Annotated in this window: 16 protein-coding genes and 2 tRNA genes; 6 read left to right on the forward strand and 12 right to left on the reverse strand. The window is 67.4% G+C overall.

Annotated elements, in window-relative coordinates:
• Positions 1–862, reverse strand: an 862-nt coding sequence (gene xseA / locus RSW2DRAFT_RS16025) for an exodeoxyribonuclease VII large subunit (RefSeq protein ID WP_008032873.1), incomplete at its 3' end; no start/stop codon positions are given.
• A 247-nt stretch (positions 863–1,109) separates the two neighbouring features.
• On the opposite strand from xseA, the gene RSW2DRAFT_RS16030 reads away from it, so the two are divergent.
• Together RSW2DRAFT_RS16030 and purD are read left to right on the forward strand one after the other, a co-directional pair.
• Positions 1,110–2,501, forward strand: a complete 1,392-nt coding sequence (locus tag RSW2DRAFT_RS16030) for a hypothetical protein (RefSeq protein WP_008032875.1) — start codon at positions 1,110–1,112, stop codon at positions 2,499–2,501.
• A 71-nt stretch (positions 2,502–2,572) separates the two neighbouring features.
• Positions 2,573–3,835 (forward strand): phosphoribosylamine--glycine ligase, encoded by a 1,263-nt coding sequence (purD, locus tag RSW2DRAFT_RS16035; RefSeq protein ID WP_008032876.1) that lies wholly within the window; start codon positions 2,573–2,575, stop codon positions 3,833–3,835.
• A gap of 3 nt (positions 3,836–3,838) precedes the next feature.
• Here the strand turns inward: purD and RSW2DRAFT_RS16040 are convergent, their stop codons facing one another.
• Both RSW2DRAFT_RS16040 and purU read right to left on the reverse strand, forming a co-directional pair.
• Complete coding sequence (locus RSW2DRAFT_RS16040; RefSeq protein WP_008032878.1) at positions 3,839–5,398, reverse strand: pyruvate kinase; 1,560 nt, start codon at positions 5,396–5,398, stop codon at positions 3,839–3,841.
• Between the two features lie 265 nt (positions 5,399–5,663).
• Positions 5,664–6,548, reverse strand: coding sequence for a formyltetrahydrofolate deformylase (gene purU, locus RSW2DRAFT_RS16045; RefSeq protein WP_008032880.1), 885 nt, complete (start codon positions 6,546–6,548; stop codon positions 5,664–5,666).
• 211 nt (positions 6,549–6,759) lie between these two features.
• Between purU and RSW2DRAFT_RS16050 the strand changes: the two genes are divergently transcribed.
• Genes RSW2DRAFT_RS16050 through RSW2DRAFT_RS16060 form a run of 3 tightly spaced genes read left to right on the forward strand, consistent with a single transcriptional unit; the run spans position 6,760 to position 11,079 of the window.
• A complete protein-coding gene (locus RSW2DRAFT_RS16050) occupies positions 6,760–8,016 on the forward strand; it encodes an aspartate kinase (protein ID WP_008032883.1) in 1,257 nt (418 codons plus the stop codon).
• 24 nt (positions 8,017–8,040) lie between these two features.
• Complete coding sequence (ptsP, locus tag RSW2DRAFT_RS16055) at positions 8,041–10,284, forward strand: phosphoenolpyruvate--protein phosphotransferase (protein WP_008032888.1); 2,244 nt, start codon at positions 8,041–8,043, stop codon at positions 10,282–10,284.
• Between the two features lie 60 nt (positions 10,285–10,344).
• Positions 10,345–11,079 carry an MBL fold metallo-hydrolase gene (locus RSW2DRAFT_RS16060; RefSeq protein ID WP_008032890.1) on the forward strand — a complete coding sequence of 245 codons (735 nt, stop codon included), beginning with the start codon at positions 10,345–10,347 and terminating at the stop codon, positions 11,077–11,079.
• A 48-nt stretch (positions 11,080–11,127) separates the two neighbouring features.
• Here the strand turns inward: RSW2DRAFT_RS16060 and RSW2DRAFT_RS16065 are convergent, their stop codons facing one another.
• From RSW2DRAFT_RS16065 to RSW2DRAFT_RS16100, 8 genes are all read right to left on the reverse strand, one after another.
• Complete coding sequence (locus RSW2DRAFT_RS16065) at positions 11,128–11,889, reverse strand: EcsC family protein (RefSeq protein WP_008032891.1); 762 nt, start codon at positions 11,887–11,889, stop codon at positions 11,128–11,130.
• A gap of 37 nt (positions 11,890–11,926) precedes the next feature.
• A complete protein-coding gene (locus RSW2DRAFT_RS16070; protein WP_008032892.1) occupies positions 11,927–12,415 on the reverse strand; it encodes a GNAT family N-acetyltransferase in 489 nt (162 codons plus the stop codon).
• Positions 12,416–12,696: 281 nt separating this feature from the next.
• Positions 12,697–14,316, reverse strand: coding sequence for a lipoyl protein ligase domain-containing protein (locus RSW2DRAFT_RS16075; RefSeq protein WP_008032893.1), 1,620 nt, complete (start codon positions 14,314–14,316; stop codon positions 12,697–12,699).
• Positions 14,317–14,423: 107 nt separating this feature from the next.
• The gene (locus RSW2DRAFT_RS16080; protein ID WP_008032894.1) at positions 14,424–15,647 is read right to left on the reverse strand and encodes a vWA domain-containing protein; all 1,224 of its coding nucleotides are present in this window, start codon (positions 15,645–15,647) and stop codon (positions 14,424–14,426) included.
• Entirely contained in the window at positions 15,644–16,747 is a 1,104-nt protein-coding gene (locus tag RSW2DRAFT_RS16085) for an ATP-binding protein (protein ID WP_008032895.1), read from the reverse strand. The genes RSW2DRAFT_RS16080 and RSW2DRAFT_RS16085 overlap by 4 nt, the downstream gene beginning before the upstream one ends.
• Positions 16,744–17,433: a hypothetical protein gene (locus RSW2DRAFT_RS16090; protein ID WP_008032896.1), complete on the reverse strand. Its 690-nt coding sequence runs from the start codon at positions 17,431–17,433 to the stop codon at positions 16,744–16,746. The genes RSW2DRAFT_RS16085 and RSW2DRAFT_RS16090 overlap by 4 nt, the downstream gene beginning before the upstream one ends.
• A 526-nt stretch (positions 17,434–17,959) precedes the next feature.
• A tRNA-Ser gene (locus RSW2DRAFT_RS16095) sits at positions 17,960–18,049 on the reverse strand.
• A gap of 485 nt (positions 18,050–18,534) precedes the next feature.
• Positions 18,535–18,610: transfer RNA gene (locus RSW2DRAFT_RS16100), tRNA-Val, on the reverse strand.
• A gap of 106 nt (positions 18,611–18,716) precedes the next feature.
• Here RSW2DRAFT_RS16100 and RSW2DRAFT_RS16105 point away from each other — a divergent pair.
• Positions 18,717–19,070, forward strand: a complete 354-nt coding sequence (locus RSW2DRAFT_RS16105; RefSeq protein WP_008032897.1) for a RidA family protein — start codon at positions 18,717–18,719, stop codon at positions 19,068–19,070.
• Between the two features lie 95 nt (positions 19,071–19,165).
• Here RSW2DRAFT_RS16105 and pgi read toward each other — a convergent pair whose 3' ends face one another.
• On the reverse strand, positions 19,166–20,764 hold the full coding sequence (pgi, locus tag RSW2DRAFT_RS16110; RefSeq protein WP_008032898.1) for a glucose-6-phosphate isomerase: 1,599 nt from the start codon (positions 20,762–20,764) through the stop codon (positions 19,166–19,168).
• Position 20,765: the final 1 nt, after the last annotated feature.

The following is a 20,765-nucleotide window of genomic DNA, read 5'->3' on the forward strand; positions in this document are numbered from 1 at the left end:
CCAGCCCGTCCAGCGCCGCCAGCAATTCCAGCCGCACCGGCACCGCCATTTCCGCCGCTGCCGTCGGCGTCGGCGCCCGCACATCGGCGGCAAAGTCGATCAGCGTGGTGTCGGTCTCGTGCCCCACGGCCGAGATCAGCGGGATGACCGATGCCGCCGCCGCCCGCACCACCACCTCCTCGTTGAAGCCCCACAGGTCTTCCAGCGACCCGCCCCCCCGCGCCACGATGATCAGATCAGGCCGCGGCACCGCCCCCCCAGGCACAATCGCGTTGAAGCCGCGAATCGCCGCCGCCACTTCCGCCGCACAGGCCTGCCCCTGCACCGCCACCGGCCAGATCAGCACATGCCGCGGAAAGCGGTCGCGCAGCCGGTGCAGGATATCGCGGATCACCGCGCCGGAAGGCGAGGTCACCACCCCGATCACCCCCGGCAGATACGGGATCGGCTGCTTGCCGGCGGCATCGAACAACCCCTCCGCCGCCAGCGCCAACCGCCGCTTCTCCAGCATCGCCATCAAGGCCCCCGCCCCGGCAGGCGCCACGTCCGAGACGATCAACTGATACTTCGACTGCCCCGGAAAGGTGGTCATGGTGCCGGTGGCCACCACCTCCATCCCCTCCTCGGGCCGCACCTGCATCTTCGCGACCTGCCCCTTCCAACTGATCGCGGCAATCACCGAACGGTCATCCTTCAGGTCGAAATACAGATGCCCCGAGGCCGGACGCGACACCCGCCCCACCTCGCCGCGCACCCGCACCAGGCCAAACTCGCCCTCGATCACCCGCTTCACCGCCCCCGACAACTCGGACACGGTGTATTCGGGGGCGTTGCCCTTGGGGATGTCGTCGATCAGGTCCATGCGCCGCAGGATAAGGGCGGATCGGGCGAAGGGAAAGGGGTTGCGGCGGCTGCTTCCTTGCGGGCAAGCTGCGGCCGAGAGGTGCAAGATGTTTCAATCGGTGCAAGAGGTTCTGAACGATCCGCAAGTGACACAGGCCGAGCGTGACCTGATCGCCGCCTGCCGGGCTGGGTAAGCCTGCTTCCTGAACGGCGGCACCCTTCCGCCCGAGAGCAGCACCGACCCCGCCCACACCGTCCGCGCCGAGGTGATCCGCCTGCTGGCACTGGGCGGCACCCCCGCTTGTGGCCTGCACGAAGTCGGGGTGATGCTGATAGGCGCGGTCATCACCGGCCAGATCGACCTGCGCTTTGCCATCTGCCGGGGGCTGTTGGTGCTGCACAACTGCCGCCTTACCGAAATGCCGCGGCTGGACCAGGCCCGCCTGCTCGAATTGTCGCTGCAAGGCAGCCATTTCCCCGGCCTTTCCGCGCATGGGGCAAAGGTGAAGGGGAATGTGTTCCTGCGCGATGCCGTAGCGACGGGCACGGTGGTTGTGGCCAGTGCCGAGATCGGCGGGCAGTTGGTTTGCGAGGGCGCCACGCTGAACGGCGGCAAGGGCAAGGCGCCGAACGCGCAAGCGGCAAAGGTGACGGGGGATGTGTTCCTCGACGGCGTCACGGCGACGGGCACGGTGGCTGTGAACAGCGCCGTGATCCGCGGGCAGTTGGTTTTCGAGGGTGCCACGCTTAACGGCGGTGAGGGCGATGCGCTGAACGCACAGGGCGCGCGGGTGGAGCAGGCTTTCATGTTCCGCGAGGTCGCCTCGGTCTCCGGCCAGGTCGATCTGTCCGCGGCCCATGTCGGCGATCTGGCGGATGATGCGGCCTCCTGGGCCAAATGCGCCGACATCGTCCTTGACGGCTTCAGCTATGACCGGATCAGCGGCGACACCTCCCCCAAAAGCTATGCCGCGCGGGCCGACTGGCTGGCCAAGGGATCACGTTTCAACGGCGCGTTCTTCCCCCAGCCCTACACCCAGTTCGCCCGCGTGATGCGCGATGCCGGCCACGCCGCCGAGGCGCGGCGGGCGCTGATGGAACGCGACCGCATCCTGTTTGCCGAGGCCGACAAGGCCGACCGCGCGGCCCATAGCCGCGCTGTGCGCTTCGATCGCGACCAAATCTGGCTGCGGGCCTTCGGGCGCAGGCTGTGGTCCGGCCTGTCGCGGCGCGTGGTGGGCTATGGCCACCGCCCGGAATACGCGCTGTTCTGGGCGCTGGCCGCGACCCTTTTCGGCGCCGCGTGGTATGGCTTCGCCTGGCGCGCCGGGGTCATGGTGCCCAATTCCGCGGTGATCCTGACATCGCCCGACTGGTTGTGCGCGATGCTGGAAGCCAAGGATGCCCCGGCGGAGTTCTGGACCGGAACGCCTTCGGGCCAGCACTACGAAACCTTCTACGCCTTGCCCTATGCGCTGGATGTGTTCGTGCCGCTGGTGTCGCTGGGCGAGGATCAGGCCTGGGCGGCCACCACGGCAACCTGGGGCGGCTTTGCAACGCGCTGGTTCGGCTTCGTCTTTCAGATCGCGGGTTGGGTGGTCACCTCGCTCGGCATCGCCGCCGTCACCGGCTTTGTGCAGCGGGGCGCCCCCGACTGACCGCGCGCCCGCCGCTTGTCAGCCCGCATCGCAAACCGTAGAAGGCGCGCAGGCAGGCAAGCGGGGGCGGCATGAACATTCTCATTCTGGGCGGTGGCGGGCGCGAACATGCGCTGGCCTGGGCGATCAAGCAGAACCCGAAATGCGACCGCCTGATCGTGGCGCCGGGCAATGCGGGGATTGCGCTGCTGGCCGAATGTGCCGGGATCGACATTCTGGACGGTGCCGAAGTGGTGACGTTCTGCGAGGAAAATGCCATTGATTTCGTGGTGATCGGCCCCGAAGCTCCCCTCGCCGCCGGGGTGGCCGACGCCTGCCGTGCGGCGGGGCTTTTGACCTTCGGCCCCTCTGCCGCAGCAGCAAGGCTGGAGGCCTCCAAGGCCTTCACCAAGGAGATTTGCGACGCCTGCGCCGCCCCCACCGCCGCCTACGCCCGCTTCACCACCCCCGAACCCGCCAAGGCCTACATCCGCACCCAGGGCGCCCCCATCGTGGTCAAGGCCGATGGTCTGGCCGCGGGCAAGGGCGTGATCGTGGCCGCGACCATCGCGCAAGCCCTCGCTGCCATCGACGACATGTTCGGCGGCGAATACGGTGCGGCGGGCGCCGAGGTGGTGATCGAGGAATTCATGGCAGGCGAGGAGGCCAGCTTCTTCATCCTGACCGATGGCACCACGGCGCTGCCCATCGGCACCGCGCAAGACCACAAACGCGCCTTCGACGGCGACCTTGGCCCCAACACCGGCGGCATGGGCGCCTATTCGCCCGCGCCCTGCCTGACCGAGGCGATTGCCGAACAGGCGATGCGCCAGATCGTGCTGCCGACGATTGCCGAGATGGCCCGCCGCGGCACCCCCTACCAAGGCGTGCTCTACGCCGGGCTGATGATCGAGGATGGCCGCGCAAGGCTGGTCGAATACAACGCCCGCTTTGGCGACCCCGAAACCCAGGTGCTGATGCTGCGGCTTGGCGCGCAGACGCTGGACCTGCTGCTGGCCACCGCCGAGGGGCGGCTGGCCGACATGCGGGTGAACTGGGCCGAGGACCACGCCCTGACTGTTGTGATGGCCGCCAAGGGCTATCCCGGTGCCTATGCCAAGGGCAGCGCGATCCACGGCCTGAACACCCTGCCGGAAGACAGTTTCCACATGACCTTCCACGCCGGAACCGCCAGCCACGACGGCCAGATCACCGCCAATGGCGGCCGGGTGCTGAACGTCACCGCCCGCGGTGCGAGTCTGGCCGAGGCGCAGTCCAGCGCCTATGCCATGGTGGATGCCATCGACTGGCCCGAGGGCTTTTGCCGCCGCGACATCGGCTGGCGGGCGCTGTAACCCTCAGCCGCGCCACACCTGCAACGGCCCGAGACGTGGCGATTTCTTGGCGTGATGCCGGTCCATCCGCCCCAGAATGCCGCGCAAAAAGGCCACCGCTGCCACCACATGCGGCCCCTTGTTCAGCATCACACATTCGGCGCGCTGGCTCATCGCGGCATCGGTCACCTCGGCGCGGCTGGCCTGGCCGTCCTTGACCATGCCCTCCAGCACCTGCGTGGCCCAGACCACCGGCACCTGCGCCGCCTCGCAGAGCCACAGGATTTCCTCCTGAATTTCCGACAGCCGGTCAAAGCCGATTTCCACCGCCAGATCGCCGCGCGCGATCATTACCCCCACCGGCAGCACGCCCCCGGCCTCGACAATCAGATCGGGCAGGTTGTGCAACCCCAGCGGCGTCTCGATCTTCAGCAGCACGGCGGGCAGCGGCGCACCCGGTTCGACCCGCGCCTGCATCCCGGCGATCAGGGCGCGCACGTCCTCTACGGTCTGAACAAAGGAATAGGCCACGATATCCGCGTGTTGCACCACGAAATCCAGCGCCGACAGATCGTCGGGGGTCAGCGCATCGACCCGCAGATCGGCGCCGGGCAGGTTGACGCCCTTGCCGGGCCGGATGCGGCCACCCTTGGCGGGCGCGCGGGTCACTTCCAGCACCGCCTGCCCCGCCTTGACCTTTGTCACCCGGGCCCAGATCTTGCCGTCATCCACCGAAACCTCGGCCCCCGGCACCAACGCCGCCAGCAGCGCGCCATGGCTCAGCGTGGCGCAGACCATCGCCGCCGGGCCGTCCTTCAGCCGGTTGGCAATGGCGAAACTGTCGCCGGCGGCAAAGCGGTGCTTGCCACCGTCGCTGACCTCCTGCACCCGGAACTTCGGCCCGCCCAGGTCCATCGAGACCGGCACCCGCCGCCCGAACTCGGCCTCGGCGGCGCGGATATGGCCGATCATCGCCGCCCAGACCTTCGGCGCATCATGGGCGCAGTTGATGCGGAAGCAATCGGCGCCCTCGCGCACCAGCGCCTGAATCAGCCGCTGGTCACTGGCGGCCTCGGAGGGCAGCGTGACCATGATCCGGGTCTGCGGCCCGCCCCTGCCCGCGCCAAACATCGCATCGCGGCGGGTCGTCAGCAGGTCTGCGCCATCGGAAAAGGCGCAAGCCGCCGGATAGACCGCCGCAGTATCCCGCCCGGCATCCCCGGCCTCGTCGCCCGCGATCACCGCCAGCGTGGCGATCACCGCATCCAGCGAGGCCCGCACATGGCCGTCCAGCCGCCCCAGCGTCGAAAGCCCCAGGCTGGCCAGCGGCGCCTGCAACGCGGTCATGTCGGCCTGCCGCAACGCCAGCCAGTCGGCCATGTTCTCGACCGACGGCAGAAACTCCAGATCGCGCACCGCCGGTGCCCAACCCGCCATCCGTGCATCGGCCTGCCGCACCAGTTCGGCCCGCAGCGCCGTCAGATCGGCATAAAGCCCGCGCGCCAGCGCCTGCTGCGGTGGCGGGGCGGCAACCGGCAGGGCGGCATCGGGCTGGTCGTCAGTCAGTTTGGCAGAGACATTCATGGTCAGCTTGGCTTTCGGCAGGTCAGGATGTGCCCTGCCCTAGCAGCCCCGTATGACAGTTCCGTGTCAGCCGCCCGCGACGGCGACCTGCCAAGCCATTCATCTGTTCTCAAATATCCCCGCCGGAGGCTCCCGCTGCCAGCACAGACGCTCCGCGGGGGATATTTAGAAACAGATGAAAGGTGCAGGCGGGATTATTGCCTTTGCCCGGCGCTCCGCGCGTTCGGGCCTGAAACGCTCCACTGGAGCGTTTCCGAGACGGCCCTCACCCCATCCGTTCCGAGGCATAGCTGCCTGGACTTGCCGGGAACACCACGGTCTTGTTGCCATTCAGGAACACCCGGTGGTGGATATGGGCGTGGATGGCGCGGCTTAACACCGAGGCTTCGACATCGCGGCCCAGCGACACGTAATCCTCGGGCGACTGGGCGTGGGTGACGCGCACGGTGTCCTGCTCGATGATCGGGCCTTCGTCCAGATCGGCGGTGACGAAATGCGCCGTGGCGCCGATCAGCTTCACCCCGCGCTCATAGGCCTGCTTGTAGGGGTTCGCCCCCTTGAACGACGGCAGGAAGGAATGGTGGATGTTGATGATCCGCCCCGACATCCGTTGGCAGAACGCATCCGACAGCACCTGCATGTAGCGCGCCAGCACCACCAGTTCGGCGCCGCTTTCCTCGACCAGCGCCAGCAGGCGGGCTTCGGCATCGGCCTTGTTGTCCTTGGTCACCTTGATCAGGTGGAACGGCAGGTCGTGGTTCACCACCAGCTTCTGATAGGTCAGATGGTTCGACACCACGCCGACAATCTCGATCGGCAAGCCGCCGATGCGCCAGCGATACAAGAGGTCGTTCAGGCAATGGCCGAAGTTCGACACCATCAAGAGCACTTTCACCCGGTGCGCCGCGTCATGGATAGCCCAATCCATGCTGAAGCCGTCGGCCACCGCGGCGAAACCCGCCGTCAGGTCGGCGGCACTCACCCCCGCTTCCGACCGGAAGGTGATGCGCATGAAGAACATGCCGGTCTGCGCGTCGTCGAACTGCGCGGAATCGGTGATGTTGCAGCCGTTCTGCGCCAGAAACCCCGAGATCGCCGCCACGATCCCGCGGGTCGAGACGCATTTCACCACCAGCACATAAGACTTCATCGGCTTTCCTTCACAAGGCCCTGCGTTCCGCCTGTAATGCCATGCAGCCCGGCCCTGACCTGCCCCGAAACGACACAGCCCAGCCAAAGCCGACATCGCCTTGTCGCAAATCGCCGCTTCTGTTTCCGATCGGCAACGCCAGCCCCGCTTGCGCGTGCGCGGTCTTCTGCTATGTAGCAGGCGCTTTTCGTGCGGGAACAGGATCAGGGCCATGCCGCTGCTTGTGATGAAATTCGGTGGCACTTCGGTGGCCGACCTCGGGCGCATCCAGAATGCTGCCCGCAAGGTCAAGCGCGAGGTCGCGCGCGGCTATGACGTGATCGTCATAGTCTCTGCCATGTCGGGCAAGACCAACGAACTGGTGGGCTGGGTCGAGGGCACTTCGCCGCTGTTCGACGCCCGCGAATATGACGCCGTGGTGTCCAGCGGCGAGAATGTCACCGCCGGGCTGATGGCGCTGACCTTGCAGGAAATGGACGTGCCCGCCCGCAGTTGGCAGGGCTGGCAAGTGCCGATCAACACCACCTCGGCCCATTCCAGCGCCCGCTTCGTGTCGATCCCGCGCGAGCATATCGACGCCAAGTTTGCCGAAGGCTTCAAGGTCGCCGTGGTGGCGGGCTTTCAGGGGGTGTCGCCCGAAGGCCGCATCACCACGCTGGGCCGGGGCGGGTCTGACACCACCGCCGTGGCCTTCGCCGCCGCCTTTGATGCCGAACGCTGCGATATCTACACCGATGTCGATGGCGTCTATACCACCGACCCGCGCATCACCGACAAGGCCCGCAAGCTGGACCGCATCGCCTTTGAAGAAATGCTGGAACTGGCCAGCCTTGGTGCGAAAGTGCTGCAAACCCGCTCGGTCGAACTGGCGATGCGCTACAAGGTGCGGCTGCGCGTGCTGTCCTCGTTCGAGGATACCGACGAGAATTCTGGAACCCTGGTCTGCGACGAGGATGATATCATGGAATCGAAAGTTGTCTCGGGCGTGGCCTACAGCCGCGACGAAGCGAAAATGACGCTGGTGAAGGTGCTGGACCGCCCCGGCATCGCCGCGGCGATCTTTGGCCCGTTGTCCGAGGCCGGGGTCAATGTTGACATGATCGTGCAGAACATCTCCGAGATCGACGAAGGCGGCGACCGCCGCGCCGTGACCGACATGACGTTTTCCTGCCCGGTCAATCAGGTGCCGCGCGCCCGCAAGGCGATGGAGGATGCCCAGGCCTCGGGCGCGATCAACTATTCCGAGCTGGTGCAGGACACCGAGGTGGCCAAGGTCTCGGTGGTGGGCATCGGCATGCGCAGCCATGCTGGCGTCGCCGCCACCATGTTCAAGGCGCTGGCCGCCGAGAACATCAACATCAAGGTCATTGCAACCTCCGAGATCAAGATTTCCGTGCTGATCGACCGGAAATACATGGAACTCGCCGTGCAGGCGCTGCATGATGCCTTCGAGTTGGAAAAGGCGTAATTTCACGCCAACAGCCGAGGGTCCATGGCCGACCGCAGCGAAAGTGAAAGCCGCAAGCTGCTGAAACGGCTGCGCGACAGCCTTGCCGTGCCGGGCAAGGGCCAGGACCGGCTTGACCGCATCACTCATCTGATCGCGGACAGCATGCAGTCCGAGGTCTGCTCGATCTACCTGTTCCGCGACCCCGACACGCTGGAACTGTGCGCCACCGAAGGGCTGAAGAAATCCTCGGTGCACAAGACCCGGCTGCGCCTGGGCGAAGGGCTGGTGGGCCGGGTTGCCCGCAGCGCCACGCCGATCAACACCGGCAACGCCCCCGCAGAAAAGGGCTTCCGCTTCATGCCGGAAACCGGCGAGGAGATTTTCAGCAGCTTCCTTGGCGTGCCGATTCAGCGGGTTGGCGAAAAGCTGGGCGTGCTGGTGGTGCAGTCGAAGATCGCCCGGCAGTTTTCCGATGACGAGGTTTACGCGCTGGAAGTCGTGGCCATGGTGCTGGCCGAGATGAACGAGTTGGGCGCCTTCCTGGGCGACGGCGAATCCCTATCAGCAATGCACAAGCAGGCGGTGATGTATCGCGGCTCGACCGGGCAGGAGGGCGCCTCGGAAGGCCGGGTCTGGCTGCACGAGCCGCGGGTGGTGGTCACCAATCCGGTGGCCGACGATCCGGTGCTGGAAACCGAACGCATCCGGGCGGCGGTGGGGGTGCTGCGGGTGTCGGTCGATGACCTGCTGGCCGCTGAAAGCCTGGACAAAGATCAGAAACAGGTGCTGGAAGCCTATCGGATGTTCGCCCATTCCCGCGGCTGGCTGCGGCGAATGGAGGAGGACATCGCCCTTGGCCTTTCCGCCGAGGCGGCGGTGGAAAAGGAACAATCCGCCACCCGCGCCCGGCTGGAACAGGTGCCCGACGCCTACCTGCGCGACCGGCTGCACGATCTGGACGATCTGGCGAACCGATTGCTGCGCATCCTGACCGGCCAGGGCGCCGATACCGGGGCCGAGATGCCGGAGAACCCGGTGCTGGTGGCGCGCAACATCGGCCCCGCCGAATTGCTGGCCTACGGGCGCAACCTGCGCGGCGTGGTGCTGGAGGAAGGCTCGGTCGGCAGCCATGCCGCCATCGTGGCCCGGGCGCTGGCGATCCCGCTGGTGATCCATGCCGCCCGCATCACCAACGAGGCACTGAACGGCGACCCGATTCTGGTCGATGGCGATCAGGGCATCGTGCATCTGCGCCCCGACGACACCGTGGCCCGCGCCTTCCGCGACAAGATCGCCATGCAGGCCACGGCGCAGGAGCGCTATGCCAGCCTGCGCGACCTGCCGGCGCAGACCACCTGCGGCACCACCATCAGCCTGCAGATGAATGCGGGTCTGATGGCCGATCTGCCCAGCATCGAAAGCTCGGGCGCCGATGGCGTTGGTCTGTTTCGCACCGAATTGCAGTTTCTGGTGCGCAACCAGATGCCCAAGCGCGACGAACTGGCCCGCATCTATGCCACGGTGATCGCCGCCGCCCATGGCCGCCGCGTGGTGTTCCGCACGCTGGATATCGGCTCGGACAAGGTGCTGCCCTACATGAAGCCCAATGACGAGCCGAACCCGGCGATGGGCTGGCGGGCGATCCGGGTGGGGCTGGACAAGCCCGGCGTGCTGCGGATGCAGATGCAGGCGCTGATCCGGGCCTCGGGCGCGCGGCCATTGACGGTGATGTTTCCCTTCGTAGCCGAGGCCGAAGAATTCGCCCAGGCCCGCGGCCATGTGTTCCGCGAGATCCACCGCGAGCGCAGCATCGGCCATCCGGTGCCCGAGGTTCTGGAAATCGGCGCCATGCTGGAAACCCCAAGCCTCGCCTTCGCCCCCGATGCGTTCTTCAGGATGGTCGATTTCATCTCGATCGGCGGCAATGACCTGAAGCAGTTCTTCTTCGCTGCCGACCGCGAAAACGAGCGGGTGCGCCGGCGGTATGACACGCTGAATGTCAGCTTTCTGGGTCTGATCGAGCAGATCATCAACCGCTGCGCGGTGGCAGGCACGCCGCTGTCGTTCTGCGGCGAGGATGCCGGGCGGCCTGTGGAAGCGGTGGCGCTGGCCGCTTTGGGCATCCGCACGCTTTCCATGCGACCAGCTTCGATCGGGCCGGTGAAATCGCTGCTGCGGCGGATCAACCTGGCCGAGGCCCGCGCCGTGATCGACGAGGCCCGCGCCTCGGGGGCGGAAACCGTGCGCCCGGCGCTGATGGACTGGCTGGCTGTGCAGATCGAATAGCGGCACCGGGGTGCCGCGATCTGGAAATTGCCGTCCCCCGATAGTGTCGAAAGCCGAACCATGATCCCCACCGCCCGCCCGCAAGACTGGTATCGCCTCCGCCGCATGGCGGACGGCATCACCCATATCGACGAGCCGCATATCCGCGAATTCTACCGCTGCAACGTCTGGCATGTGCGGGGCCGCGACCGCGACATGCTGGTCGATAGCGGCATGGGGGTGGCGCCGCTGCGCGCTTGGGTGCCGCTGGTGACCGAGCGCCCCCTGGATGCCGTGGCCAGCCACACCCATTTCGACCACATCGGCGCGCATCACGAATTTCCCTGCCGGCTGTGCCACGAAGCCGAGGCGCACCTTCTGGCGGCCCCGACCCGCGCCAACACCTATGCCGACAAGTATGTGACCGACGACATCTTCACCGCCCTGCCCCCCGCGCCATATTCTTCAATGACTTACGCCGTGCGCGCGGCCCCCGCGACCCGCATCCTGCACGACCATGACGTGATCGACCTGGGCGACCGGCATTTCGAGGTGATCCACACCCCCGGCCACTCCCCCGGCGGCATTGCCTTGTGGGAGGCCGCGACCGGCGTGCTGTTCTCGGGCGATATCGTCTATGATGGCGAATTGATCGAGGGCAGCAGCCCGCAGGAACAGGCCGACTACCACGCCTCGATGACCCGGCTGCTGGCCCTGCCGGTGCGGGTGGTGCATGGCGGGCATTTTCCCAGCTATGACGGCGCGCGGCACCGCCAGATCATCCGCGACTGGTTGGCGGCGAAGGACCGGGCCTGACAGCGGAGAGGTCAGCCCGCCCGGGCGGCGCAGGGCAAGCGGCTCTGGTCAGGCGCGCAAGATCGGGCGCGGCTTGGCGGCTTCGGCAAAGGCAGTCAGCACCGGTTCCGCGCCATGGGTTTGCGCCAGCCGCAGCAGGGCAAAGCGGATCTGCGCCAGTTCGCGGTAATAACTCAGGTAAGCCGCGTTCAGCGCCGCACCAGAGATCGCCCCCAGCACCGGCACCGCCTGCGCCGCCAGCTTTTGCCCCAAGGCCGCCGCCAGACGCGGCGCCACGCTGGCGATCAGCTTTTGCAGCGCCGGGCCGGTAACGGTCAGCCGCGCCCCCAGAAAGGCGGTGTTCACCCCGTCATCCGCCTCCAGCGGGCTGCCTGCGGAAAACACTTGCAGGCATTGGGCGCGAATTTCGGGGGCGTCGGGGTCAAAGCCCTCGTCCTCGGCGGCGCGACGGATGGCATGCAGGATCAGCGTCACCGTGAACGGCAGTTCGGCCAGCGAGGTGGCAAGGCCCCCCGCGCCGCCCGCAGCCCCGGAAAGCGCGGCCAGCGCCGGGCCTGCACGATGCCCCAGCCGTGGCGCCCGACGGCCCAGCGAGGCCGCCGCATGGCCCTGTTGCAAGGCGCCGGTCACCAGCCGCTCGATCTGCCGCTGCAGGCCCTGCGGCAACAGCGCCATCTGTGCCTCGATGCCGCCGCCCAGCTTGTTCAGCAGTGCAATCAACGCCCCACCCGCCCGGTGCTGGCGGGCGGCAAGGGCGGCGATTTCGGCGCGTGGGGGGGCAAGCCGAAGGGCGGGAAGGGTCTGGTCCATGCGTCATAGGTAGGCAGGCGCGGCCTTGGCTGCAAGGCTAACTGTGCGCCTTGACCACGTCGCCGGTCACGCCCTGCCACGCCCCCTGCACCAGTTCCAGCCCCAGCACCCGGTCGGGGTTGGTGGGCGGCGGCATCACCACGCCCGCAAGCTTGCGAAAGCCGAAGCGGCCGTAATAGGGCGCGTCCCCCACCAGCATCACCCGCTGCCAGCCCAAGCGGCGCGCCTCGGCCAGGCTTTCGGTGATCAGCAAACCGCCCAGGCCTTCGCCCTGCCGCGTCGGGTGCACCGCCACCGGCCCCAGCAGCAGCACGTCCTGCCCCGCCACCTCTACCGGCCAATAGCGGATCACCGCCGCCAGCACGCCATCCTCGTCGCGCAGCACCAGGCACAGCGGCGCCACCGTCGCCACCCCGTCGCGCAGCCGGTAGGAGGAAAGCGCCGTGCGGCCCGGCGCAAAGCACAGATCGTAGAGCGCCTCGACCTCCCACCAGTCGGCCTCGGTCTCCTCTTCCAGATGATACAAGGGGCGGCCTCCGGGCAGGTCTGGACGCGGGAATGAACTGGAATCGCGCCTAGCATGGTGCTGCGTCAGGTTCAAACCGATTTGAGCCATGCGATGTTTGCCACCCGCAGGCGGGCCCTATTCCATTCGGCACCAACGCCCCGCCCGATCGTTCTGCAACAGCCTGGCATCGGCATTGCCGCGGGGAAGGTTCGCCTTGGCCGGGCTGAAAGACGGCCTGCGACTGCCGTGCCACAGCCGAAGGCAAGGCCGCGCCCGATGCCGCGGACGTTTCCGCCTTCTCAACCGCCCGGAGTGGCGGGCTTTGGGGTGCCGTTGCATCGGGCCGGCTTTCCCGGTGCCTTGCCACAGGCGCAAGCCCCGGACAGCGCTGGCGGCTGCTCTGCCACCGGCACCGCCGCCATCACCTTGCGCAAAGCGCCCATGTCCAGCGCCGCCTCGGCGGTAAAGGTGCCGGCATAGGCCAGATGCTCTTCTTTCAGCTCGTAACAAGTGGCCCCTTCGATGTCGATCAGCGTTGCCTGCATCCCAGCCGCGCGGAAGGCGGCATGGCGCTTGCGGAAGAACTCGCCGCAGCACATGCCGACGTAGCTTTCCACCCCTTCGGCCTGCATTTCCGCCAAGGTCTCGACCAGATGTTCGTAATTGGTGATCGTCAGCACCGCCATGTTGCGGTCGCGCGCCAGCCGGTAAGCCTCGCCCACCGAACACAGCCCGCAATCGGGGCAGCCGGGGCGGTGGCGCCACTTGCACCAGGCGGGCTTGGCGCAATAGGGCACCAGCAGGGTCGTGGCCCGCGCAAGCCCCCCCGCATCATCGCCCGCCAGCATCAGCGCCGAGGTTTCCGCAGGCGAAAGGCCCAGATCGTCGCGCAGCCCCTGTTTCGCCACCGCGCGGTGCAGCAGCGCCACAATGTCGGCGGCGGCAAAGCCCACGCAATCGGGGGTGGCTTGCGCCAGCCATGCCGCGGCCAGAACGGGCATGTCGGTCACCGGCGTGCCGGTCAGATGCTCCGCCAGACGCTCCAGCATATCGGCGGGGGCGAACTGGCCATCGCTGGCAAAGCGCAGGACCGACGCCTGCCCTTCGGGCGTGACCGCCAGCCACAGCCGCAGCGTTGCCGCGGCAAAGCGGTCGAGGGTTTCGAACCCGGCAGCACCCTCGGACCATTCCGGTTCGGGCAGCGGATCGGAAGCGCCAGAACCAGGCCCGACCCGGTGCAGCACCCGCCCCAACCGCGCCGCGGCGGCGCGGTGCAGCGCGTCGGTCAGATCGGCTTCCGCGGGCATCCGCTCCAGAATATCCTCCAGCGCCGCCATCCGCTCGCGCGCCTGTTCCAGCCCGGTGCGGGTCAGCTTTTCCGTGGGCACCAGCAGCGCCTGCATCGCAGCGGCAATGTCGAGCCGCAGGATCACCGTGGCGTAAAGCAGCGTCGAGCCGCCCTGCGTGGCGATGAACACCGAGGCAATCTTGCCCCCCATCGGCGTTTCAAGGTCGTTCGGGGCCTTGAAGCGCGTGGAAACCCCAAGGTCGTCAAGGGCTTGGGCCACGATCTCTGCCCCGGTCCGCAACTGCGCGGCCAGACTTGCCCCCAGCGCCGCGCCGGGCACGACCAGGCTGAGGCCCAACTGCCCGGGATCGAGGTAAAGCGCCCCGCCACCGCTGATCCGCCGCACCACGGCGACGCCCGCAGCGTCGCACCAGTCGCGGCGCACCTCTTGCGCCAGCCGCTGATGCCGCCCCAGGCTTACCGCAGGGGCGACCCGGTGAAAGCACAGGCTGTCAGCCACCCGCCCGGCGGCGTGGTCGGCCAACAGGGCGGCTTCGAAGGCCACCACATCGCGGGCGGTCCGCACAATGCCTGCCTGGCCGCATATCCCGGTCTGCGCGAAATCGTCCATCTTGCCCCTTTTTCGTTGCACCAGTGTCACCGCGCGGGGCGATTGCGTCAACCACCGTCATCGGGGCCCGTTGCCCGCCCGGGCGCCAAACGGTCAGGTCCTGCGCATCATCCGGCGTCGCTGATCCTGATGACCCGGCCATAGGGCGGCTGCGTCACCGGCTTTGGCACGGCCCAAAGCACCGGAAAGCCCGGCGTGGGTGGCAGGGGCGCATCCAGATCGGTCAGGATCACGGCGATGGAGGGCTGGATCCTTGCCGCCCTCTCGAACAGATCGTGGAAATCCGTGCCGCCACCCACTCGAAACGGCACGTCGCGCAGGCCGTTCCAGCCGTTCGGGTCCAGCCGCACTTGGGCAAACACCGCCACGTCGAAAGCCAGCAGATGCGCCTCGGCGCCGGTGCGGCGGGCGATGGCTTCGGCTTCGGCGGTGAACAGCCGCAGGGTCTGCGGGTCGATCGACGACGAGGTGTCAAGGCCGATCACGAAGCGCGGGCGGTGGTCCAGCCGCTGCCGCCCCGGCTCGAACACCGGCACCGGGCCGCCAGAGCGCTCGGCCTCGGCCATGCGGGCGACCCAAGCGCCTGCGGGCCGGCGCCAACTGGTGCGCGGCCGTTCGATCAGCGCCCGCGCCAGGGCGCCGCGCAGGTGCAGCTCCCACGGCACCGTGTCGGGCGCGAGGTCTGCCAGAATCGCCCCCAGCCGGCCGATGCCGGTGCCGGCCTTGCGCCCGGCCTCGAACGCCCGCAGAATCTGGTTGCGCCAGTCCGAGGCGGTTTGCTTCTTGGCGTCTTCCTTCGGATCACCGATGCCAAGGTCCACCGAAAAGCCGCGCTTCTGGCTCCAGTCGCGCAGGCGCTTGGCCCGCTTCGGCTCGCTGTGCAGCGCCATGGCCAGACGGTCGGCATCCCACCGCTCCAGCGCCGCGACAGCGCTGATCTCGGGTATCCCGGCCTCGGCCAGCAGGTCGGTCAGCGTCACTGCCGGGCGCGGGATGGCGTGGCCCGCCAGAATCAGGGTTTCGTTGATGATGCCGTCGGCCGCCAGCCCGAACAGCGAGGGGTCAAAGGCCGTGCCCAGCCGTTCGGCCAACCCCGCTTGCCGGTCGGAATGGCGCAGCGCCACATGCAGCACATGATGCGCCACAAGCCCGACCTGTTCGGGCAGGCCCAGACTGTCGAAGGCGGGGCCATAGGTGATCACGTCGCCATCCGTTCGGGTGGTGCCCGGGCCGTCGCGGTGGCGACACCACAGCGTCAGCACCGCAAGCGCCGGATCAACCTCGCCCAGATGCGCCAGCGCCCGGGCGGCGCGGGGCGAGGCGCTGGTCACGGCAGACCGGCGGCCCGACGCTCGGCGGCGTAGCCGGCATAGGCCTCGGAACCGGCGAACACCTCTTGCCAGCCTTGCTCGAAGGCGCGACCGATCAGCAACTCGAACCCAAAGCTGGCCAGTTCGCTGACCGGCAGGCCGCCAAGCGCCGGGCCACCCATGCCCCGCAGATCGGCCAGAATTTCGATGGCCACGGCCAGGTTTTCCCGGCTCGCCGCCCCGGTCAGGCCATAGACCAGCGCCGTCAGCCCGTGCAGCGTGCGCGGGTAAAGCGCGGCACGCTCGCGCCGCGGGGTGGCCAGCATCGCCTCGATCTGCACCGTCGCCGCGATCTCGTCGGCCAGCAGCGCAAATTCCGCGGCGGCAGCAGAGCCGACGGTGCCCGCGATCATCACCCCCCGCAGGGCGCGGTCGGACACGCTGTCCATGATCCGGCTGACCCGGGTCCAGCTGCGCGGGGTGCAGGCGATCATCTGGCCGCGGCGCAGGCTGTCCTCGGTGGTCTCCAAAAGATCCGGGCGGGTGCGGATGAAGGCCGCGACAATGGGGTGGATGCCGGCGGGCATCGCGTAATGCTTCACCCAATCCTCGGCATTGGCCTGCACGATCATGTGGATCAGCCGGTCGCTGAGCGCCGTGCCCATGTCATAGGCGATGGCGCCATCCTCCACCCGGTTGCCCGCCGCCACGATCATCACGTTGGCGGGCAAGCGGTGGCGACCGACGCGTCGTTCCTGCAACAGGCCGTAAACCGTGGGCTGCAAGGCCGGGGCGGCGGCGGTCAACTCGTCCAGGAACAGGATCGCCGGAGCGGCGGTGTCGGGCAGATCCTCGGGGCGATACCAGACGGTTTTCTTCGCCTCGTGGTCGAAATACGGCAGCCCGCGCAGATCCTGCGGCTCGATCGTGGTCAGGCGCAGGTCGAAAAGCTCGGCGCCGATCTGGCTTGCCAGGCTCTGCACCAGTTCGGTCTTGCCCACGCCGGGGCGGCCATGCAGCATCCAGGATACCGTCAGCCCGCCCGCCATCTGCGCGGCCCAGCCGGCCTGCAGCACGCGCAGCGCCTCGCCGGCGGAAACTGTGGTGGCATTGACGCTCATGACGCCACCGCGCGCTTTTCCAGAAACGCCGCCAGCCGGGAATGGGCCGAGACGGCGCGCGCTTCCTGAGCCACCTCGCGCAGATAAAGGCTGTCGCGGTGGTTCACCATCAAGAGGTCGCGTTCGGTGAAACCCGCGTCGAACAGGCCCGCCTGCAACACCGCGCGATCCTTGGCGTCCAGCGGTGGCAGGTGGGCTTCCGGAGTTTCGGTCTGCACCGAGACCAGCGTCAGCGGCGGGATATTGGCAAGCTGCGACTGCTCGATCACCAGCCGCAATTCCCCCTCGGCCATCTCGTGGCGGGCTGCGATGTGGCGCAGACAGGCGCGGGCACGGAAAGCCAGGGTATCAAGGCGGCGGGCGGCCTCGTCGTTTGTTACGATGCGCGCCCGCGCCGGTTTGGACAGGCCCAGCACCTTCAGCTCGACGGCCGCGACCATGACCATCATCAAGGCCGGTCCCTGCATCGCGATCACCGCAAGGTCGCGGTCGATCAGCGGCGCAACGATGAAGGGCGATAGCGTCATCATGTAGCGCGGCATCTGCATTTCCACGATCAACCGCAGCCAGAACCCCAGGCTGGCGCCGCGCGGCAACAGCACGACCCGGCCCAGGAACTTCTTCGGCAGGTAGCTGGTCTTGAGAACACCGCGGTTGAACAGGGTTTCGTCGGTGACAATCAGCATGTGATCTCCGCATCTCTGTTTTGGTTATAGCGTCGGGTTCCGGCATGGCAAACGCCGAAGATCGGGTGAAAAGCCGCCTCTTGCGGCGTTATCAAAGTGAACGGAGTTGCTTTCCACCCCGGAGGTGACGCGGGATGTTCATCGACGCTTGACCGGGCTGAAGCGGCTCTTGTGCCCAAATCCCGCGAGGGTTTGCTTGCGGGGCTCCTGCATGTCAGCTGCAAGTCCCGCGCAAACGTGCCACCCGCCTGCAAGCCCGGCATCCGGCATGACGACACCACAGCGCTCAAGCACCGCGACTCGCTGACCTTTGCACGATCGGCGGTTTTTGACGTGGTCCTGACCTGACCGCGCCCAAGGGCCTCTAGCAGGTCTTTGCGCAGCGCCATGCGGAAACATGGATCCCACCGCGCCCGACCAATCCCGGGGTTCCGCACATGGTGCAAACACCGACGGAACCGGTCGGAGTTCTTCGGCCTTCAGGATTTCGGGAAACCTTTGATAACCAAGTGCTTGCAAGGCAAGGTGGCGGAGAGACAGGGATTCGAACCCTGGGTCGGCGCAAACCGACAACGGTTTTCGAGACCGCCGCATTCGACCACTCTGCCACCTCTCCGCGGTAGGGGTCAACGGGGGCGATTTAGCCTTGTCCGGGGGCACTTGCAACCCCGAATTCTCCACGACCGATCTGAGGAACCCTCGACTTGTGCGATGGTTGTGCCGGGAGCCCGCTGGCCGCGATGCTCTGGCGGAATGGCATCTGGCGCTGCCGGTTTCGCGCGGGTCGGGTCAGAGCGGCACGGCGCAGGCGGGGGGCTTGCCGGTGACCTAAAAAAGCCGGCTCAAAAACCGGTAGCGGTAGCGCGCTGGCCCCCTGCGTGCGATCCAGGCCAGCGCGGGGCTTGGCATCGGGGCCACGAAACGCTGCGGCCTATGCAAGCCAAGGGGCCATTCTTCCGCCTGGTCCGGGGTCGGCCGGATTGTTCGTCGTCAAGCGACGCCCTGCCGTCTTGCACCGAACATTTGCAGGCGGCGGGCAGGATCGTGGATTGTCCGGGTGCAACGCATCCTGGGGCAAAACAACCAGAAGACGGGAAAGGATGGTGGGTGATAACGGGCTCGAACCGCTGACATCTTCGGTGTAAACGAAGCGCTCTACCAACTGAGCTAATCACCCGACGCAGGCTGAATAGCCGATGGCCGCAGGGCTGGCAAGCCGCGCTTGACCCTTTCCCCGGGGGCTGCAAGGCGCTATTCAGCGCCATCGCAACAGGAGAGTTCACATGACCACCCCCATCACCCGCATCGGCATCGGTGCCCGCATGAGCGACGCCGTGGTGCACAATGGCACCGTTTATCTGGCAGGCCAGGTCGGCACCCCCGGCGAGTCGGTGGCCGATCAGACCCGCAGTTGCCTGGCCGAGGTGGACCGGCTGCTGGCGGCGGCAGGCAGTGACAAGACCCGGATGCTGATGGTGCAGATCTGGCTGGCCGACATCGCCACCTTTGCCGAAATGAACGCGGTCTGGGATCAATGGGTGCCTGCGGGGCACACCCCGGCGCGGGCGACCGGCGAGTCGAAACTTGCCGCCCCCGGCTACAAGGTGGAAATCATCGTCACCGCCGCTGTGGGGTGACAGGCGGCGGCAGCGGGGGTTTTGCCCCCCAGCCCGGCCAAAGGCCGGGCGTTCGCCGCTGAAAACCTGCCACTGGCAGGTTTTCCGGGCGCGGCTCAGCCGCGCAGATAATCCAGCAGGGCGCGGGTGGAGCCGTCCTTGGCCTCGGCACTGGCGCGGCCTTCCAGAACCGGTTGAAGGGCCACCGCCAGTTCCTTGCCGAGTTCCACCCCCCACTGGTCGAAGGAATTGATGCCGAGGATCACGCCTTCGACGAAGACCCGGTGTTCGTAAAGCGCGATGATCTGGCCCAGCACGAAGGGGGTCAGTTGCGGATAGGCAAGCGTGGTCGAGGGGCGGTTGCCGGGGAAAACCCGGTGGCGGGCCTGGCGGTCAAGCTCGGTGCCGGTCAGACCCTTTTTCACCATCAGCGCCGTGGCTTCGGCCAAGGTCCGACCGCGCAGCAGGGCCGCCGATTGCGCCAGGCAGTTGGCCATCAGCAGGCGGTGCTGATGCGCAAGATCCGGCTCGTGGCCTTGCCGGGCGATCAGGAATTCGCAAGGAACCACCCGGGTGCCCTGATGGATCAACTGGTAGAAGGCATGCTGGCCGTTGGTGCCCGGCTCGCCCCAGACCACGGGGCCAGAGTTCATCGGCAAATCGCTGCCATCCATCGCCACGCGCTTGCCGTTGCTCTCCATTTCAAGCTGTTGCAGGTAGGCGGGAAGCCGGGAAAGCCGCTGGTCATAGGGCAGCACGGCGCGGGTGGCGTGGCCGCAGACCTGGTTGTGCCAGAGGCCGACCAGCGCCAGCAGCACGGCCAGGTTCTGCGCCGGGGACGCCTCGCGGAAATGCGCGTCCATCGCCGCCCCACCGGCCAGGAACTGCGCGAAATCGTCGGGGCCGACAGCCAGCATCAACGACAGCCCGATCGGCCCCCAGACCGAATAGCGCCCGCCGACCCAATCGCCAAAGCCGAACACCCGGGCAGCGTCGATGCCGAAGGCGGCGGTCAGCTCGGCGGCGGTCGAAAGGGCCGCAAACTGCGCCGCCGGGTTGGCCACCCGCAAAGCCATCCAGCGCCGCACGGTTTCGGCATTGGTCATCGTCTCGATGGTGGTGAAGGTTTTCGAGGCGACGATGACCAGCGTGGTTTCCGGGTTCAAGCCCCGCAGCGTGTCATGCACATGCGCGCCATCGACGTTGGAGACGAAATGGCAGCGCGGCCCGTCATGGTAGGGGGCGAGGGCCAGCGTGGCCATCGCCGGGCCAAGGTCGGACCCGCCGATGCCGATGTTGACCACATCGGTGATCCGCCCGCCCTGCCCGACAAACCGCCCCTCGCGCACGTCCGCGGCAAAAGCCTGCATCCGGGCGTAGGTGGCGCGCACCTCGGGCATCACGTCGTGACCATCAACCAGCACCGCGCCGTCCAGGTTGCGCAGCGCGGTGTGCAGCACGGCGCGGCCTTCGGTTTCGTTGATCTTTTCGCCCGCGAACATCGCCTCGCGCTTGGCGGCCACCCCGGCAGCCTCGGCCAGTTCCAGCAGCAGGCGGCGGGCCTCGGCGTCGATATTGGTCTTGGAATAATCGAACAGCATGTCACCGGCGCGGGCCGAGAAATCGCCAGCCCGGTCCGCGTCGAACAGCGACAGGATCGAGCGATCCGCCACACCGGCCTGATGCGCCGCCAGCGCCTGCCAAAGCTGTTTCATC

This window comes from Rhodobacter ferrooxidans, assembly GCF_000176015.1.
Lineage (GTDB): Bacteria > Pseudomonadota > Alphaproteobacteria > Rhodobacterales > Rhodobacteraceae > Pseudorhodobacter_B > Pseudorhodobacter_B ferrooxidans.

Coding starts and splice junctions, on each gene's coding strand:
- purD (WP_008032876.1), top strand. CDS start 2,573: ATGAACATTCTCATTCTGGGCGGTGGCGGGCGCGAACATGCGCTGGCC.
- RSW2DRAFT_RS16040 (WP_008032878.1), bottom strand. CDS start 5,398: ATGAATGTCTCTGCCAAACTGACTGACGACCAGCCCGATGCCGCCCTG.
- pgi (WP_008032898.1), bottom strand. CDS start 20,764: ATGAAACAGCTTTGGCAGGCGCTGGCGGCGCATCAGGCCGGTGTGGCG.
- RSW2DRAFT_RS16075 (WP_008032893.1), bottom strand. CDS start 14,316: ATGGACGATTTCGCGCAGACCGGGATATGCGGCCAGGCAGGCATTGTG.
- RSW2DRAFT_RS16050 (WP_008032883.1), top strand. CDS start 6,760: ATGCCGCTGCTTGTGATGAAATTCGGTGGCACTTCGGTGGCCGACCTC.
- ptsP (WP_008032888.1), top strand. CDS start 8,041: ATGGCCGACCGCAGCGAAAGTGAAAGCCGCAAGCTGCTGAAACGGCTG.
- RSW2DRAFT_RS16060 (WP_008032890.1), top strand. CDS start 10,345: ATGATCCCCACCGCCCGCCCGCAAGACTGGTATCGCCTCCGCCGCATG.
- purU (WP_008032880.1), bottom strand. CDS start 6,548: ATGAAGTCTTATGTGCTGGTGGTGAAATGCGTCTCGACCCGCGGGATC.
- RSW2DRAFT_RS16085 (WP_008032895.1), bottom strand. CDS start 16,747: ATGAGCGTCAATGCCACCACAGTTTCCGCCGGCGAGGCGCTGCGCGTG.
- RSW2DRAFT_RS16105 (WP_008032897.1), top strand. CDS start 18,717: ATGACCACCCCCATCACCCGCATCGGCATCGGTGCCCGCATGAGCGAC.
- RSW2DRAFT_RS16090 (WP_008032896.1), bottom strand. CDS start 17,433: ATGCTGATTGTCACCGACGAAACCCTGTTCAACCGCGGTGTTCTCAAG.
- RSW2DRAFT_RS16065 (WP_008032891.1), bottom strand. CDS start 11,889: ATGGACCAGACCCTTCCCGCCCTTCGGCTTGCCCCCCCACGCGCCGAA.